The sequence below is a fragment of the Mesorhizobium sp. M0816 genome (genome assembly GCF_040320005.1).
In the GTDB taxonomy this organism is placed as follows: domain Bacteria; phylum Pseudomonadota; class Alphaproteobacteria; order Rhizobiales; family Rhizobiaceae; genus Mesorhizobium.
Genome location: NZ_JAMYOT010000016.1, coordinates 63,828 through 79,157 on the forward strand (window position 1 = coordinate 63,828; position 15,330 = coordinate 79,157).

Sequence of the window (15,330 nt, forward strand, 5' to 3'; positions counted from 1 at the left end):
GGAGCACGGGTTATAGCGATGAACGACAAGAAGGCCAGCAACCAGATGTGGGGCGGACGTTTTGCCTCGGGTCCGGCCGCAATCATGGAAGCGATCAACGCGTCGATCTCGTTCGACCGCAAACTCTATGCGCAGGATATTCGCGGCTCGATCGCCCATAGCCAGATGCTGGCGCAAACGGGCATTATTTCGGCGGCCGATCAAGAAAAAATCGCTCACGGGCTGAACACGATCCTCGCAGAGATCGAGGCCGGCACATTCGAGTTCTCGACCAGGCTGGAAGACATCCACATGAATGTCGAGGCCCGTCTGGCCGATTTGATCGGCCCCGCCGCCGGCCGCCTGCATACCGCCCGCTCGCGCAACGACCAGGTGGCGGTCGACCTCAGGCTGTGGGTCAAGGACGAATGCTTTCGTGTCGCCGAGGCGCTGAAGGGCCTGATCACGGCGTTCCTGGATCGGGCCGAGGAGCATGCGGCAACGGTGATGCCGGGCTTCACCCACATGCAGGCGGCGCAGCCGGTGACCTTCGGCCACCACTGCATGGCTTATGTCGAGATGTTTGCACGCGACCTGTCGCGTGTCCGCGACGCCATCGAGCGGATGGATGAAAGCCCGCTCGGCGCCGCCGCCCTTGCCGGCACCAGCTTTTCCATCGACCGGCACCAGACGGCGAAGGCGCTTGGCTTCCGCGAGCCGATGCGCAATTCGCTCGACAGTGTTTCGGACCGCGATTTCGCGCTCGAGTTCCTGGGCTTGGCGGCGATCTGCGCGACGCATCTGTCGCGGCTGGCCGAAGAGATCATCATCTGGTCGACGCCGCAATTCGGCTTCGTCAGGCTGTCGGATAGTTTCTCGACGGGTTCGTCGATCATGCCGCAGAAGAAGAATCCCGACGCCGCCGAACTGGTGCGCGGCAAGACCGGCCGCGTCACCGGGCATCTCGTCGGCCTGCTGACGGTGATGAAGGGCATGCCGCTGACCTATGGCAAGGACATGCAGGAAGACAAGGAATCCGTCTTCGACGCGGCCGAGACGCTCGACCTGATGCTGGCGGCAATGACCGGCATGGTGCGCGACATGACGGTGAACACTGCCGCGATGAAAAAGGCGGCCGGCGCCGGCTATTCGACTGCGACCGACCTCGCCGACTGGTTGGTGCGCACGCTTGGGCTGCCGTTCCGCGAGGCGCACCATATCACTGGCCGGGCGGTGGCGCTGGCCGAGGACAGGAAGATCGGGCTTGACAGGCTTTCGCTGGAGGATCTGCAGTCCATTCACCCCGGTATCAGCGCCGACGTGTTTTCGGTTCTTGCCGTGCAGAATTCTGTAAAGAGCCGCACGAGCTTCGGCGGCACCGCGCCGTCCGAGGTGCGCAAGCAGATCCGCTACTGGAAAAAGCGGCTCGCCAAGGCGTAAGACGCGGGGTGCAATGGCCGCAAAACTCGGCTAGAAGCGGCTGCGGGCAACAGTTTCGGACGGATGGCACGATGACCGGAAGCAGGATTTTGGTGACGCTGACGCTGCTGGCGGCAATGGCCACCGTTGCGGCCTGCGGCAGGAAGGCTGCGCTCGACACGCCGTACGCGGCAGCCGTGCAGGCCCGCAAGGACGCCGAGAAGGCCAAGCAACCTTTGCCGCCGGAGCCGGAAAAACCTGTCGAGGACAAGAAATTCATCCTCGACCCGCTGCTCTGATTTCGGACCAATCTCGTGAACCATTTCGACTACCGCGACGGCGCGCTGCATGCCGAGGACGTGGCGATATCAGACATCGCCGCCAGCGTCGGCACGCCGTTCTACTGTTATTCGACGGCGACGCTGACCAGGCATTTTCGCGTCTTCACCGAGGCCTTTGCCCGGCTCGATGCTCTCGTCTGCTATGCCATGAAGGCGAATTCCAACCAGGCCGTGCTGAGGGTGCTGGCAAGGCTCGGCGCCGGCGCCGACGTGGTCTCGGAGGGCGAATTGCGCCGCGCTTTGGCGGCCGGCATCCCGGCAAGCAAGATCCTGTTTTCGGGCGTCGGCAAGACCGCGCGCGAAATGGATTTCGCACTCTCGGCCGGCATTCTCTGCTTCAACGTCGAATCCGAACCGGAGCTGGAGCTGCTGTCGGCCCGCGCCACCGCGCTGGGCAAGGTCGCGCCGATCTCGCTGCGCATCAATCCGGATGTCGACGCCAGGACGCACAAGAAGATTTCGACTGGGAAGGCCGAGAACAAGTTCGGCATTCCGTGGCAGCATGCGCGGAAGGTCTATGCGCGCGCGGCTGAGCTGCCGGGCATCAAGGTCACGGGCATAGACACCCATATCGGCAGCCAGATCACCGAATTGCAGCCCTTCGACGACGCCTTTGCGCTGCTGGTGGAACTGGTCGACGCCTTGCGCTCCGACGGTCATGCCATCGAGCACATCGATGTCGGCGGCGGCCTTGGCATTCCCTACCGCGTCGACAACAACCCGCCGCCTTTGCCCGATGCCTATGCCCGGATCGTCAGGAAGCATGTTGCCAAACTTGGGCTGAAAGTGATGTTCGAGCCAGGCCGGCTGATCGTCGGCAATGCCGGCATCCTGGTCTCGCAGGTGATCTTCGTGAAGGAGGGCGACGCCAAGAACTTCCTCGTCGTAGACGCCGCGATGAACGACCTGATCCGGCCGACGCTTTACGACGCTTTCCACGACATCAGGCCGGTGGCGCAGCAGCCGGCCGCTGCACCACGCATGAAGGTCGACGTCGTCGGCCCGGTTTGCGAGACCGGCGACTATCTCGGGCTCGACCGTGACCTACCCCGGCTGAAATCCGGCGACCTGATCGCTGTCTCCACCGCCGGCGCCTATGGCGCCGTTCAGGCCGGCACCTACAATACCAGGCTGCTGGTACCGGAAGTGCTGGTCGACGGCGACCGCTTCCACGTTGTGCGCCCGCGCCAGACCTATGACGAGCTGATCGGACTGGACTCGGTGCCGGACTGGTTGGAGTAGAACTCTGCAGCTACAGCCGGTGCTGAATGAGCGCCCTGGTCTCGGCGATTCTGTCCTCATTCCGGCGATAGAATATCCACTGCTTGATGCGCTTGCTGCGCAAAAGCCCTGCCTGGGTGAGCACGCGCATATGCTCGCTGAGCGTTGCCTGGGTGATCCCCAGCTTTTCCGCGATCAGCAGCGCGCAGACGCCGTCCTCGACCAGATCGCCGTCCGTCTGCGGCGGAAAATGCGCGCGCGGGTCCTTCAGCCAATCGAGGATCTGGAGCCTGCGCTCGTTGGCGATTGCTTTGAAGACATCGACCTCTTGCATTTAGGCACTTTGCCAAGTTACTAAGTAATGTCAACTCTGGGAGTGAAAGCATGCTGCACGGCCACACGATCACACGCGAGCGCATTGCGGCGATAGAACCCCGCATCCGGCCCTTCGTGCGCCACACGCCGGTGCTGCGCGTCGACATGGCCGATTTCGGCCGCCCGGCTCTGCCTGTCGACCTGAAGCTTGAGTGCTTGCAGCATTCCGGCTCGTTCAAGGCGCGTGGTGCGTTCACCAATCTCCTCGAACGGCCGGTTCCTGCGGCCGGCGTCGTCGCCGCGTCGGGCGGCAATCACGGCGCCGCCGTCGCCTACGCCGCCATGCGACTCGGCCACAAGGCGACCATCTTTGTTCCCGAAGTGAGCCCGCAGGCCAAGCTGGACCGCATCCGCGGCTACGGCGCCGAGCTGATCGTCGGCGGCGCCCGTTATGCCGAGGCGCTGGCCGCCAGCGAGAGCTTCGCCGAAAAATCCGGCGCGCTGCAGATCCACGCCTTCAACCAGGAGGAGACGCTGGTCGGGCAAGGCACGCTCGGCCTCGAGATCGAGGCTGACCTGCCGAAGCTCGACACCCTGCTGGTCGCCGTCGGCGGCGGCGGGCTGATCGGCGGCATCGCTGCCTGGTTTTCCGGCCGCATCAGGATAATCGCGGTCGAGCCGGAGGGTGCGCCGACGCTTCATCGCGCCTTCGAGGCGGGCCGACCCGTCGACGCGCCGGCTGAGGGCATCGCCGCCGATTCGCTCGCGCCAAAGCGTGTCGGCGAAATGATGTTTCCTATCGCCGAGGCATTCGTCGAGCGCTCGATCCTGGTCGGCGACGACGACATTATCGCCGCCCAGGCGGCGCTGTGGGACCGCGTGCGAATCATCTCCGAGCCGGGCGGTGCGGCCGCCTTCGCGGCGCTCCTGTCCGGCCGCTACGCACCGGCTGCAGGCGAGCGCGTTGCCGTACTGGTCTGCGGCGCAAACGCCAATCCGGCGAAATTCTGACAATATCCGGGGCATTATTGTTCACGTTTTGGGGAACCGCCTCGCCTTCGCCGTGTTTGTTGGTATCCTTAGGGCGATGTGCATCCGCTTGGACGCACGAAGTACGCGCTAAGATTTTAGGTCTTCGCATCGTGCTTCCCGAAAATCGACTTTTCGGGCCCATGCGATAGACTCGTGAGGCCTGGGCTATCCCGCCCGGCCAGGAAGGGCCGATGACACAACGACCCATTTTCACCAGCGATCGCAGTCTGGCCAGGCGCCTTGCCTTGAGCCGGCTGGGGACGCAGGTCTCGATAATCGTCGAACGCGGCTGGCCATTGCTGCTGCCACTGATCATCGTCGCCAGCCTGTTCCTCAGCATTTCGTGGCTCGGCCTGTTCCCATTTTTGCCCGATCTGGCGCGGATCGGTCTTATCACGGCATTCGGCGTCGCAGCGCTTGCCGCACTCTATCCACTGCGTTTCTTCCGCACGCCATCCAGTGCCGAGGTCGACCGCCGCATCGAGGCGGCCAACCGATTGCTGCACAGCCCGGTGCAGGTCCAGACCGATCGCCCGAGCGGCAAGGAAAGCATTTTTTCGCAAGCCCTGTGGCGCGAGCATCAGCGGCGCATGGCGGACCGGCTGGGCGAGCTTGGCGGCGACGTGCCGCGCACACGCGTGCCGGAACGCGACCCGTGGGCGCTGCGCGCCGTTGCCGCGCTTTTGTTGGTCACTGCCTTTGCCTTCTCCTTCGGGCCATCGGGCGGCAGGCTGAGCGACGGTTTTGTTGCCCGTGCCGCCCGCGACGTCGTGCCGCCGCGCATTGATGCCTGGGTGACGCCGCCGGCCTATACCGGCAGGCCGCCGGTATTCCTGAACGCCCCGGTCCTGGCCAACAACGCCACTCAAGCGCTGCCGACCTTCACGGTTCCGGAGGGCAGCGATGTGTCGCTGCGCGTCACCGGCGGTTCGGGCGAGGAAACGCTGAGCTACGCCGACACCGGCGGCAACACCCGCGCCATCGATCCGACAGGGCCGCAAGCCGCCAAGACTGAGGCAAGTCCGGCAACGCCTTCCACCGTGCGCCAGTTCAGCGGCAAGTTAACGGCCGACGGCACGCTGACGCTGCAGTCCAGCGACGGCGAGCTCGGCCGCTGGGCCTTCGCCATAATTCCCGACAAGCCGCCGCAGATCCGCTTTGTCGGCGAGCCGAAGCGCGCCGTCAACGGCGCCTTCGAACTCAACTACCAGATCGACGACGACTATGGCGCGGCCTCCGCCAAGGCGGTTTTCGCATTGGCCGATCCGCAAGTGCCCAACGCGCATCCGCTCTATGGCCCGCCGGAAATGCCGCTGACGTTGCCGCGCCGCGGCGGCAAGGCCAATGCCGCTAAGACGACGAAGGATCTGACCGACCATGTCTGGGCAGGTGGCAACGTCAAGCTGTCGCTTGTCGCCACCGACGGTGCCGGACACACGGCGACCAGCGAAACCAAGACGCTGGTGATGCCGGAGCGGCCATTCTCCAATCCGTTGGCACGGGCTGTGGTCGAGCAGCGCCGCATACTGGCGCTCGACGCCTATGCCAAGGACCGCGTGCTCGACCTGATGGATGCAATCACGCTCAGGCCGGAAGACACGTTCGACAACATGGCGCACTACCTCGCCATCATGAGCGCCCGCACCCGGCTGAAGATGGCCGACAGCGACGACCAGTTGCGCGACGAGGTCGCTTACCTCTGGGAGATCGCGCTCGGCATCGAGGAAGGCAATCTGTCGGCGGCCGAGAAGCGGCTGCGCCAGGCGCAGCAGGCGCTGCAGGATGCGATCAAGAACGGCGCCAGCGACCAAGAGATCGAGAAGGCGATGAAGGAACTGCGCGAGGCGATGAACCAGTTCCTGCAGGAATTCGCGGCGCGGGCGCAGCAGAATCCGAATGCGCCACAGATGCAGCAGAACGGTCAGGAACTGCGCCAGAGCGACATCGACCGCATGATGGACCAGATCGAGAACCTGGCGAAATCCGGCAATCGCGACCAGGCGCAGCAATTGCTGTCCGAGTTGCAGGACATGATGAACAATCTGCAGGCAGGCCGCCAGCAGCAAGGCGGCCAGCAAGACAGCGAGATGCGCCAGCAGATGGACAAGCTGGGCGAGATCATGCGGCGCCAGCAGGAGATGATGAACGACACTTTCCGTATGGACCAGATGCAGCGCGGCCAGCAACAGCGCGGGCAGAACCGCGACGAGCAGCTCGGCGAGAACGGTGAGCCAGGCCCGATGGGCGAAGAGGGCAAACCCGGCCCGGGTGACGACCGCGATCCGCTCGGCCGGCCGAAGCCGATGACGCCGCAGGAATTTGCTGATGCGCTGAAGCAATTGCAGGAAGGCCAGGGCAAGCTGCAGGGCGAGCTCGATCAATTGAGGAAGAGCCTCGAAGGCATGGGCCTCGACCCCAATGAGGGGTTTGGCGAGGCCGGCAAATCCATGGGCAATGCCGAACAGGCGCTCGGCGAGGGCGAAGGCGATCAGGCCGTCGGTCACCAGGGCCGCGCATTGGAAGCCTTGCGCAGGGGCGCCAAGGACATGATGAAGCAACTGCAGGCGATGCAAGGCGACCAGGGCGGCAACGGGCAGGGCGGACGCCAGCAGAATGCCGACCGTGACCCGCTCGGGCGGCCCCGCACCAGCGAGGGTCCCGATGACGGAAGTTCGGTGAGAGTGCCTGACGAGATCGATGTGCAGCGTGCCCGCCAGATCCTCGAAGCGATCCGCAAGCGGCTCGGCAACGCACTCAGCCCCGATATCGAGCGCAGCTATCTGGAGCGGTTGCTGGAGCTGAAGTAAGGCTGCCCCCCAATATTCGGAAGATCGCCGTGCGGTCCGTGGAGGCCGCCACCGCCGGACTGAGCGGCACTTTTAACGGTTGGTGAACGCCTCGCGGATCGCCTCTTCCATGCCGTCGATGGCCTCGCCGGAAGCGTTCGGATTGCGCCGCAGCACCACGTTCGAGGAATCGATGTCGCCGAACCCGTCGGCGGCCGTAAGCTCGCGGCAGCCGGCCGGGATGTTGCTGCGCGAGATCGGCGCAATCGCCAACCCGGAGGTGACGGCGAGCCGCAGGCCGCCATTGGTATCGCTGGTGTAGGCGACACGATAGGCGAGACCGCGCTGTTCCAGCGACTTTATAGCGAAATCCTTGCACCAACCGGCACGGTTGTAGAGCGCGATCGGCACCGGCCGCTCCTCATGCATGTGATGCAGCTCCGACGTCACCCATACGGTCGGGTCATGCATCAGCACCTCACCGCCGGACAGATCCTGCCATTCGAACACCACCGCCAGATCGAGCTCGCCGGCAGCGAGCGCCGCGATCTGCGCACCGGAATGCGCGTAGCGGACGGTGATGTCGACCTGAGGATGGCGCTTGGCAAAGGCGCCGAGTGCCCGCGACAGGATCGCGTGGCCATATTCCTCCGGGATACCGATGCGCACCGGCCCGCCAAGCGGCGCCGCGACCATCGATGCCGCCGTCTCGTCGAGCAGTGAAACGATGCGCCTGGCGTTGGCTATGAGTTCGCCGCCGCGCTGCGTCAACGCTACACCGCGCGACCCGCGCTCGAACAGGCTGTCGCCGATCATGCCTTCGAGCCTCTTCATCTGCATCGAGACCGCCGACTGGGTGCGGCCGGCCCGCTCCGCCGCTTTGGTGAAATTGCCGGTGTCGGCGACCGCCACGAAGGTGCGCAACAGGTCGCTGTCGAGATTGGGTCGCATGTGCCCGCCATAAGAAAATCTGATTGCTGGCATCATTCCAATTCGTTTGCAACATGTCAAACGGCGGACGATAGTCGCCTTACCCATTGGATATGCGGCCGGGAAATCGGCTGCGGACCAATCAAAAGTCCTCACTCGTACCCGCTGCCCGAAACGGTGGCGGGTTCTTTTTACCCGGATGCAGGCCTGCTTTCGGCCGCGCACGCGGGAGACAGGAGCGCCTATGCAGAATCGGCTTGTGCTCGGCATCCTCAGCCTCTGTCTCGGCGTGCTGGTCTTTTCGCTGCAGGACCCGCTGGTCAAGGCGGTGTCGAGCCACTATCCGGTCACCGAGGTGATGGCGATCCGCTCGATCGTCGCCCTGCCGATCCTGGTTTTCCTTGTCCACGCCGATGTCGGATTCCAGGCGATCCTGTCGAAGCGGTTCGGCATGCTGACGATGCGCGCCTTCATCCAGTTCACCTCCTACACGGCCTACTACCTGGCAATCGCCGCCCTGCCGCTGGCTGACGCGGTGGCGCTCTATTTCATGGCGCCGCTGTTCATCATGGCGTTGGCCGGCCCCTATCTCGGCGAACGCGTGTCCTGGCAGGCGCTCGCCACCGTCCTGGTCGGCATGCTCGGCGTGCTGGTGATGGTGCGCCCGGGCGCCGGCTTGTTCGACTGGGCAGCGCTGCTGTCGCTAGGTTCGGCTCTGCTCTACGGTTTCTCGCAGCTGATGGCACGCAAGATCGGCGACACCGAATCCTCGACTGTCATGGCTTTCTATCAGAACGGCGCTTATCTGATCGGCGCCGCATTTGTGGCGGCATTGTTTTGGCTGGCAGGCATTGACCACGCCGTGCATCCGAGTCTCGAATTCCTCGTCCGGCCATGGGTCTGGCCGGCGACGCCGGATCTCCTCAAGATGGGGGCATGCGGCTTCGTTGCCTCGGCCGGCATGATCCTGTTGTCGCAGGCCTACCGGCTGGCGCCCGCCAACAGCGTCGCCACCTTCGAATACACCGGTATCATCTGGTCGCCGCTATGGGGTTTTCTGTTCTTTGCCGAAGTGCCGCGACCAGCGACGGCGGCGGGCGCAGCCCTCATCATCGGCGCCGGCCTGTTTGCGCTCAATGCCAGCCGGCGCCTGAGCGGCGCGCCAGCCATTACGGCGACCTGCGACCCTGCCTGAAGGCGGTCGGCCTTGGGCTTTAGGCGAAGCAGGCGAGCGCCTGTTCGACGCGGGCGCGGATTTCAGCCAGCGTGAACGGCTTTTGCACGACGTCGAGAATAATGCCGTCCAATTCCTCGGCGCGCTCGCGCTGGTCGGCATAGCCGGTCATCAGCATGATCTTCATCGCCGGGAACAGCGCTGCTGCCGCCTTGGCCATCTCGATGCCGTCTATTTCCGGCATGCGGATGTCGGACAGCACAAGGTCATAGCTCCCTTGCGCCGCCCGGATCAGAGAAAGGCCATGTGCGCCGTCGGCGGCAACAGTGACATTATGCCCGGCGCGTTCGAGCGCGCGAGCGGCGAGAGTGCGGACGGATTCATCGTCCTCGACGATCAGGAGCTTTGCCATGGGCAGGATATTTGGCGGGGAAAAGTTGATGTTTCCTGAAGGCGCCAAGGGTCGATGAGGCCTTTTCAGAATTCGCTCCGCCAAGTCAGATAGCGTGGTTTTCGAGAACCGGAGCGGAGCGGACGTTCGAGTCCGAGAGCACCGGAAGCGCAGAAAACTGCGTCAGGTGGCCGCCGGAGTAGAATTATCAAAAGGCCTCAAGCGTCGCCCTTGACGATGCCGACGAAGGGCAATTCGCGAAACGCGTGGGCGACGTCCATGCCATAACCGACGACGAAATAATCGGGGCAGTCGAAGCCGACATAGTCGGCGTTGAGCGTGGTCTGGCGGCGCATGCGCTTGTCGAGCAGCACGGCGATGGCACAGCTCCTCGCGCCGCGCGACAGCATGAGGTCGCGGGTGAAACTCAGCGTCTTGCCGGATTCCAGAATGTCATCGATCAAAAGCACATCGCGACCGGCGACCTCGTTGTCGATGTCGCGCAGCACCCTCACCTCACCGCTGGTCGTGCCGGCGCCATAGCTGGAGATGAAGATGAACTCGACCTCCGGCGACAGGCCGACATCGTGCATGGCACGGATAAGATCGGCGGCGAAGATGAACGATCCCTTCAGCACCGAGATTACCAAAAGGTCGTGGTAGTCGTGCCCGGCGATCTCCTTGGCAAGTTCCAGGTTCCGCCGCGCGATGGCGGACGCCGAAAACAGGACTTCGATGTCCTTGCCGCGCACAACTGGCATTGGCTGCCCTCCCACAATGATCGCCTTGTAGGCGAAGCCGACCGAAAACGGTCTTCAACCTGTTTCTAGGCATGTCGAGCCGGCTGGCAAGGCCAAATCTTTCGCAGGGCGCCCGCGAACGGTCGGATGTCCCAGAGCGTCGCGAATCGTTTATCTGGTGACCTGTTGATTTTCTGGCGCCGCTCTAACGAACCAGCGCATGGCCGCCCGAAATCCAGAAGGCGGCAAAGGCGGCACCGACGCCGACAATCCAGAAGATCGGCCCACCATGCACCCACAACGGCCGTTCGACGGCGGTTTCGGGCTTGCGCAACATGTCCATGCCTTCGATCGAAGGCATGGAAATCATGCGCGCAGGCGGCGGCGCAAAGTCTGGACGTGTAAAATGGCGGGGCAGCACCTCATAATCGGCATCGATGACCTCGGCGGTCACGTCGCGCATGATGCGTTCCGGCTCGGCGGCCGGATCGGTCATGATTTCGCCGGAAACCGGGCGCGCGGTTCGATCCTCAGCCATCATGGCCCAACACTACCGCACCTGTTCGCTGTTCGTTTCTTTTGGGTAAACGGAAATGGTTAACGCTTCCCCACCGGAACCCCTGTGACTCGCTCGAAAAGCCCCCAAATTAACCGTCGGTTAACCATGCCGGCCGATGGTCTTTCCACAGAAAGGGCTGGCATCTTGCCGCCGAGAATTTCAGGTCGTCGAAAGTGATCCGCTTCGAAAATGTCGGCCTCCGCTATGGCATGGGTCCGGAGATTCTCCGCGACATCTCCTTGCACATTCCGAAGCGCTCCTTTCAGTTCCTGAGCGGACCTTCAGGCGCCGGCAAGACGACGTTGCTGCGGCTTTTGTTCATGTCGCTGAAGCCGACGCGCGGCCTGATCACCATTTTCGGCAAGGACCGCTCGCGCATCTCGCGTACCGAATTGCCGCATCTGAGACGACGCATCGGCGTGGTGTTCCAGGATTTTCGCCTGCTCGACCATATGACCACCTACGAGAACGTGGCGTTGCCGCTGCGCGTGCGCGGCCGCGAGGAGGCGACCTATCGCACCGACGTCACCGAGCTGCTGAAATGGGTCGGCCTCGGCGAGCGCATGCATGTGCTGCCGCCGGTGCTGTCTGGCGGCGAGAAGCAGCGCGCCGCCATCGCCCGGGCGTTGATCGAGCAGCCCGAGATCCTGCTCGCCGACGAGCCGACCGGCAATGTCGACCCGCCGCTGGCACGACGCTTGCTGCGGTTGTTCATCGAGCTCAACCGGCTGGGCACCGCCGTGGTGATCGCCACACACGACCTCGGCCTGATGGAACAGGTCGACGCACGGCGAATGATCCTGGCCGGCGGAAGGCTGGACATCTATGACTGAGCTCTCCGTCGAACATTTCGAGGGTCAGGACGCCGCGGCGGCAAAGCCCCGCGTCCAGCGCAAAATGGCGCCGATCGTGCCGGCGCAGAACATCGCCGGCCGGGCGCTGGTGCTGGTCATCGCCATCATGACGTTTCTGTCCTGCCTGACGTTTGGCGCCGTCACGCTGGTGCGTGACACCGCCTCCGTCTGGGAGAACCAGATCTCGCGCGAAGCGACAATCCAGATCAAGCCGGTCGACGGCCTCGACATGGAGGCCGCACTTGCGCTGGCCTCGCAGATCGCCGGCGAATTCCCTGGCGTGAAAAGCGCCCGGATCGTCGACCGCGAAGCGACGGCCCGGCTGCTCGAGCCTTGGCTGGGCTCGGGCCTGAACATCGATGAGCTGCCGGTGCCGCGCTTGATCATCATCACCATCGACGAGAATAGTCCGCCCGATTTCGCCGCACTGCGCGCGGCGATCACGCCGAAGCTGCCGAGTGCCTCGCTCGACGATCATCGCACCTGGGTCGACCGGCTGGTTGCCATGGCCCGCACCACGGTAACGATCGGTGTCGCAGTGCTGGCGCTGATGCTGTCGGCGACGGTGCTGACCGTTGTGTTCGCAACGCGCGGCGCCATGGCCGGCAATGGCCACATCATCGAGGTGCTGCATTTTGTCGGCGCCGAGGCGCGCTTCATCGCGCGCGAATTCCGCCGGCATTTTCTGGTCACCGGCATGAAGGGCGCCGCGGCAGGCGGCGGCGCGGCGATCCTGGTCTTCATCGTCTTCTCCTGGTGGTCGTCACGCAACATGGCAACGCCGCAGGCCGACCAGGCGACCGCCCTGTTCGGCAATTTCGCCATCGGCTCGGCGGGTTATCTCGGGGTCGCTGTCATGGTGCTGGTGATCGGCGCGCTGACGGCGGCAACCTCCCATTTCACCGTGGTTACCTATCTCAGCGACATCGACATTCGCCAGCCGGACGCCGGCTAAAGGAAAGATCGATCACGGATGAAAACGCATCGTCACGAAAATTGCATTTTTTTCCTACCAAAGGCCGTATTTCGGGATTAACCATTTCATGATGGACGTTCGGGACTCGACCGATACCGCTGGATGCATGCCAGTGCTGGTTGCGCGCCCGCCTGTATTCGCCGAGCCTGATGAATTTGCCAAGCCGGGTCAGTTCGCCAAACATGGGCGGCTGCTGGCAGCCCGCTCTTTGCGCATCTCGGCTCTCCTTCTGCTCGCCTTTATGGCGCTGTTTGTCGCCGGCTTCGGCTGGTTCGCCAATACCGTCAGCCGCCTGACTACGCCCGCCAATCCGGCAAGGGCCGACGCTATCATCGTGCTGACCGGCGGCCAGTCGCGCCTCGACGCTGCGATGGGCCTGCTTGCGTTAGGCAAGGGCGAGCGGCTGCTGATCAGCGGCGTCCATCCCTCCGCCAGCCGCCGCCAGCTTCAGGCCGCGACCGGCGGCGACAAGAGGCTGTTTTCCTGCTGCGTCGACATCGACCGCGCCGCGCTCGACACGATCGGCAATGCCGAGGAAAGTGCCAAATGGGTCGAGGACCATGCCTACGGCACGGTCATTCTCGTCACCAACAATTATCACATGCCGCGCAGCCTGCTGGAAATGGGCCGGCTGCTGCACGGCGCCAGGCTCGAACCCTATCCGGTGGTCAACACCAACCTCGAGAATGGCGGCTGGCTGACCAAGCCAGAAGCGCTACGCGTGCTGTTCACCGAATATAACAAATACCTGCTGGCGCTGGCGCGCGGCATCATGCCGGTGAAGCAATCGCCCAACGGCGTCACGCTGGCCGACGCCGCGGGCGGAAGCTGAACGGCACCGGCACTTTTATTCCCTAGCTGCTGCACCCGAGCGCAAGCGTGCGATCTCCTGTTCGAGCCGTTCGATGCGCTTGTCGCGTTCGCCCAGCGCCGCCGCCACGTCGGCCGCTTCGAAACGCTGCGGGATGTGCTGCGAGCAATTTGAATCCCAAGCCGAAACCGTAAACAGGATGACCTGCTCGGGTCGCGCCTTATAGTCTTGCGGCATCAGCTTTGCCGTCAGCTCGGCATCGCCCTCGACGACTTGCGCTTTGCCCCAGATCTTGATGCGCTGCCGGTGCGCATAATCGATCAGGAATAGGAAAGCCTGTGGGTTGTCGCTGAGGTTGCCCTGGGTGATGAACTGCCTGTTGCCGGAAAAATCGGCAAAGCCGATCGTCCGTTCGTCGAGCACCTTGAGGAAACCGGCAGGCCCGCCGCGATGCTGGATGTAAGGCTGCCCGTCCGCATTGGCGGTCGACAGAAAGACGCTGGTCTGCGCCTCGATGAAGGCGGCGAGATCGGGCGTGATTGCCGCCTGCCAGCCGCCACGCTCCTCGACACGGGCATAGGCCTGGCGCGAGCCCTTGCGCGCCTGAATCGCCTTCACCGTCGGGGTGAAAGCAACATCGCTGGTGTGAGCGTTCATGGAAGCCTCCTCAAGCGCCGAGCTGCGCTGCATTGCTAGTCAGGAAATAGGTCCTTCCATCTTCGAGATGCAGATGCCATATCTGCAATCTATCCTTCCGTTTTTCGGGAGGGCAACTTTTCGGGAGAGCTATGGATCGCCTCCAGTCCATGTCGCTTTTCGTTGCCGCGGCAGAGACAGGCAGCCTCTCGGCTGCCGGGCGCCGCTTCGGCATTCCGCTGACGACGGTCAGCCGCAAGGTTTCGGACCTGGAAAAGCACCTGAAGACACGGCTGTTGAACCGCTCGGCGCGGCAGCTGTCGCTGACCGATGCAGGCCACGCCTATCTCGCCGCCTGTCGTCGCATTCTCGATGAGGTCGGCGAGGCCGAGCGAATAGCCGCCGGCGAATACAATGCCCCGACCGGCGAACTGATCGTCACTGCGCCGATCGTCTTCGGCCGCCTGCATGTGCTGCCGGTCGTCACCAGCTTCCTCTCCGTCTATCCTGAGGTAGGTGTGCGGCTGACACTCGCCGACCGGATAACCCAGTTGGTCGAAGAGCACATCGACCTCGCCATCCGCATCGGCGAGCTTGCCGATTCGAGCCTGATCGCCACCCGCCTGGGTTCAATCCGCCGCGTCGTTTGCGCGAGCCCGGCCTATCTCGCCGAGCACGGCACGCCGAAAACGCCGCAAGAGCTTGCAGCGCACAGTGCCATCACCTTTGAAGGGCTCACCGCTGCCAGTTGGACCTTCGCCACCGGCAAGGCCGAATTCGCCGTGCCGGTCCGCTCCAGGCTACGGGTCAACACCGCTGAGGCAGCGATCGATGCGGCGATTGCCGGCGTCGGCGTGACGAGGCTGCTTTCCTACCAGATCGCCGCCGCAGTCCGGTCGGGTACGCTGCGCCCGGTGCTGCAAGAGTTTGAGCCCGACCCATGGCCGGTGAGCCTCGTCCATGCCGGCCAAGGGCTACTGCCGGTGAAGCTGCGCGCATTCCTCGACTTCGCCGCCCCGCGCCTGAGACAGCGCCTGCTGCAGGCCGCGTGGCAAACGTGAAGAAGACGGCCCATCGCAAGGCCGGGCCGATCGCCCGCCTCGCAGCGTTTCCTTTTTGCCGGCGCTTGGTGTAACCAACGCACACCTCCTCACCGGGCACATGCT

Annotated in this window: 16 protein-coding genes; 10 read left to right on the forward strand and 6 right to left on the reverse strand. The window is 63.9% G+C overall.

The features are described from left to right. Positions 1-18: 18 nt before the first annotated feature. From argH to lysA, 3 genes are all read left to right on the forward strand, one after another. Complete coding sequence (gene argH, locus NKI17_RS23435) at positions 19-1,419, forward strand: argininosuccinate lyase (RefSeq protein WP_023677932.1); 1,401 nt, start codon at positions 19-21, stop codon at positions 1,417-1,419. Positions 1,420-1,490: 71 nt separating this feature from the next. After that, the gene (locus tag NKI17_RS23440; RefSeq protein WP_023677931.1) at positions 1,491-1,697 is read left to right on the forward strand and encodes a hypothetical protein; all 207 of its coding nucleotides are present in this window, start codon (positions 1,491-1,493) and stop codon (positions 1,695-1,697) included. Between the two features lie 15 nt (positions 1,698-1,712). Next, complete coding sequence (lysA, locus tag NKI17_RS23445; protein WP_352724322.1) at positions 1,713-2,981, forward strand: diaminopimelate decarboxylase; 1,269 nt, start codon at positions 1,713-1,715, stop codon at positions 2,979-2,981. A 10-nt stretch (positions 2,982-2,991) separates the two neighbouring features. Here the strand turns inward: lysA and NKI17_RS23450 are convergent, their stop codons facing one another. Continuing rightward, the gene (locus NKI17_RS23450) at positions 2,992-3,294 is read right to left on the reverse strand and encodes an ArsR/SmtB family transcription factor (RefSeq protein WP_023677929.1); all 303 of its coding nucleotides are present in this window, start codon (positions 3,292-3,294) and stop codon (positions 2,992-2,994) included. A gap of 50 nt (positions 3,295-3,344) precedes the next feature. On the opposite strand from NKI17_RS23450, the gene NKI17_RS23455 reads away from it, so the two are divergent. Then, on the forward strand, positions 3,345-4,286 hold the full coding sequence (locus tag NKI17_RS23455) for a threonine/serine dehydratase (RefSeq protein ID WP_352577214.1): 942 nt from the start codon (positions 3,345-3,347) through the stop codon (positions 4,284-4,286). A 212-nt stretch (positions 4,287-4,498) separates the two neighbouring features. After that, on the forward strand, positions 4,499-7,114 hold the full coding sequence (locus NKI17_RS23460; RefSeq protein ID WP_352906871.1) for a TIGR02302 family protein: 2,616 nt from the start codon (positions 4,499-4,501) through the stop codon (positions 7,112-7,114). Positions 7,115-7,186: 72 nt separating this feature from the next. Here the strand turns inward: NKI17_RS23460 and NKI17_RS23465 are convergent, their stop codons facing one another. Beyond that, complete coding sequence (locus NKI17_RS23465; protein ID WP_023677927.1) at positions 7,187-8,044, reverse strand: LysR substrate-binding domain-containing protein; 858 nt, start codon at positions 8,042-8,044, stop codon at positions 7,187-7,189. Positions 8,045-8,267: 223 nt separating this feature from the next. Between NKI17_RS23465 and NKI17_RS23470 the strand changes: the two genes are divergently transcribed. Continuing rightward, complete coding sequence (locus NKI17_RS23470; protein WP_352696777.1) at positions 8,268-9,218, forward strand: DMT family transporter; 951 nt, start codon at positions 8,268-8,270, stop codon at positions 9,216-9,218. Between the two features lie 19 nt (positions 9,219-9,237). Here the strand turns inward: NKI17_RS23470 and NKI17_RS23475 are convergent, their stop codons facing one another. The 3 genes from NKI17_RS23475 to NKI17_RS23485 form a co-directional block, all read right to left on the reverse strand. Next, positions 9,238-9,609: a response regulator gene (locus NKI17_RS23475; protein WP_023677925.1), complete on the reverse strand. Its 372-nt coding sequence runs from the start codon at positions 9,607-9,609 to the stop codon at positions 9,238-9,240. Between the two features lie 197 nt (positions 9,610-9,806). Next, positions 9,807-10,349 carry a hypoxanthine phosphoribosyltransferase gene (gene hpt, locus NKI17_RS23480; protein WP_254816654.1) on the reverse strand — a complete coding sequence of 181 codons (543 nt, stop codon included), beginning with the start codon at positions 10,347-10,349 and terminating at the stop codon, positions 9,807-9,809. A gap of 184 nt (positions 10,350-10,533) precedes the next feature. Then, positions 10,534-10,824 carry a hypothetical protein gene (locus NKI17_RS23485; protein WP_352456694.1) on the reverse strand — a complete coding sequence of 97 codons (291 nt, stop codon included), beginning with the start codon at positions 10,822-10,824 and terminating at the stop codon, positions 10,534-10,536. A 236-nt stretch (positions 10,825-11,060) separates the two neighbouring features. On the opposite strand from NKI17_RS23485, the gene ftsE reads away from it, so the two are divergent. The 3 genes from ftsE to NKI17_RS23500 all read left to right on the forward strand — a co-directional run bounded on the left by ftsE (position 11,061) and on the right by NKI17_RS23500 (position 13,549). After that, the gene (ftsE, locus tag NKI17_RS23490; protein WP_352570565.1) at positions 11,061-11,720 is read left to right on the forward strand and encodes a cell division ATP-binding protein FtsE; all 660 of its coding nucleotides are present in this window, start codon (positions 11,061-11,063) and stop codon (positions 11,718-11,720) included. Beyond that, positions 11,713-12,696 (forward strand): cell division protein FtsX, encoded by a 984-nt coding sequence (locus tag NKI17_RS23495; RefSeq protein WP_352570566.1) that lies wholly within the window; start codon positions 11,713-11,715, stop codon positions 12,694-12,696. Before ftsE ends, NKI17_RS23495 begins: the two co-directional genes overlap by 8 nt. 88 nt (positions 12,697-12,784) lie before the next feature. Further along, complete coding sequence (locus tag NKI17_RS23500; protein ID WP_352570567.1) at positions 12,785-13,549, forward strand: YdcF family protein; 765 nt, start codon at positions 12,785-12,787, stop codon at positions 13,547-13,549. A 15-nt stretch (positions 13,550-13,564) separates the two neighbouring features. Here the strand turns inward: NKI17_RS23500 and NKI17_RS23505 are convergent, their stop codons facing one another. Further along, positions 13,565-14,185: a pyridoxamine 5'-phosphate oxidase family protein gene (locus tag NKI17_RS23505; protein ID WP_352570568.1), complete on the reverse strand. Its 621-nt coding sequence runs from the start codon at positions 14,183-14,185 to the stop codon at positions 13,565-13,567. 131 nt (positions 14,186-14,316) lie between these two features. Here NKI17_RS23505 and NKI17_RS23510 point away from each other — a divergent pair, with 131 nt between their 5' ends. Beyond that, a complete protein-coding gene (locus NKI17_RS23510) occupies positions 14,317-15,225 on the forward strand; it encodes a LysR family transcriptional regulator (RefSeq protein ID WP_352570569.1) in 909 nt (302 codons plus the stop codon). Positions 15,226-15,330 lie beyond the last annotated feature (105 nt).

Bases quoted from the DNA above. Each gene is read 5' to 3' on its own strand.
- NKI17_RS23475 (WP_023677925.1), bottom strand. From the start codon at position 9,609: ATGGCAAAGCTCCTGATCGTCGAGGACGATGAATCCGTCCGCACTCTC.
- NKI17_RS23470 (WP_352696777.1), top strand. From the start codon at position 8,268: ATGCAGAATCGGCTTGTGCTCGGCATCCTCAGCCTCTGTCTCGGCGTG.
- NKI17_RS23500 (WP_352570567.1), top strand. From the start codon at position 12,785: ATGATGGACGTTCGGGACTCGACCGATACCGCTGGATGCATGCCAGTG.
- NKI17_RS23455 (WP_352577214.1), top strand. From the start codon at position 3,345: ATGCTGCACGGCCACACGATCACACGCGAGCGCATTGCGGCGATAGAA.
- NKI17_RS23495 (WP_352570566.1), top strand. From the start codon at position 11,713: ATGACTGAGCTCTCCGTCGAACATTTCGAGGGTCAGGACGCCGCGGCG.
- argH (WP_023677932.1), top strand. From the start codon at position 19: ATGAACGACAAGAAGGCCAGCAACCAGATGTGGGGCGGACGTTTTGCC.
- NKI17_RS23460 (WP_352906871.1), top strand. From the start codon at position 4,499: ATGACACAACGACCCATTTTCACCAGCGATCGCAGTCTGGCCAGGCGC.
- NKI17_RS23485 (WP_352456694.1), bottom strand. From the start codon at position 10,824: ATGACCGATCCGGCCGCCGAGCCGGAACGCATCATGCGCGACGTGACC.
- NKI17_RS23440 (WP_023677931.1), top strand. From the start codon at position 1,491: ATGACCGGAAGCAGGATTTTGGTGACGCTGACGCTGCTGGCGGCAATG.
- hpt (WP_254816654.1), bottom strand. From the start codon at position 10,349: ATGCCAGTTGTGCGCGGCAAGGACATCGAAGTCCTGTTTTCGGCGTCC.
- NKI17_RS23450 (WP_023677929.1), bottom strand. From the start codon at position 3,294: ATGCAAGAGGTCGATGTCTTCAAAGCAATCGCCAACGAGCGCAGGCTC.
- NKI17_RS23510 (WP_352570569.1), top strand. From the start codon at position 14,317: ATGGATCGCCTCCAGTCCATGTCGCTTTTCGTTGCCGCGGCAGAGACA.
- NKI17_RS23505 (WP_352570568.1), bottom strand. From the start codon at position 14,185: ATGAACGCTCACACCAGCGATGTTGCTTTCACCCCGACGGTGAAGGCG.
- NKI17_RS23465 (WP_023677927.1), bottom strand. From the start codon at position 8,044: ATGCGACCCAATCTCGACAGCGACCTGTTGCGCACCTTCGTGGCGGTC.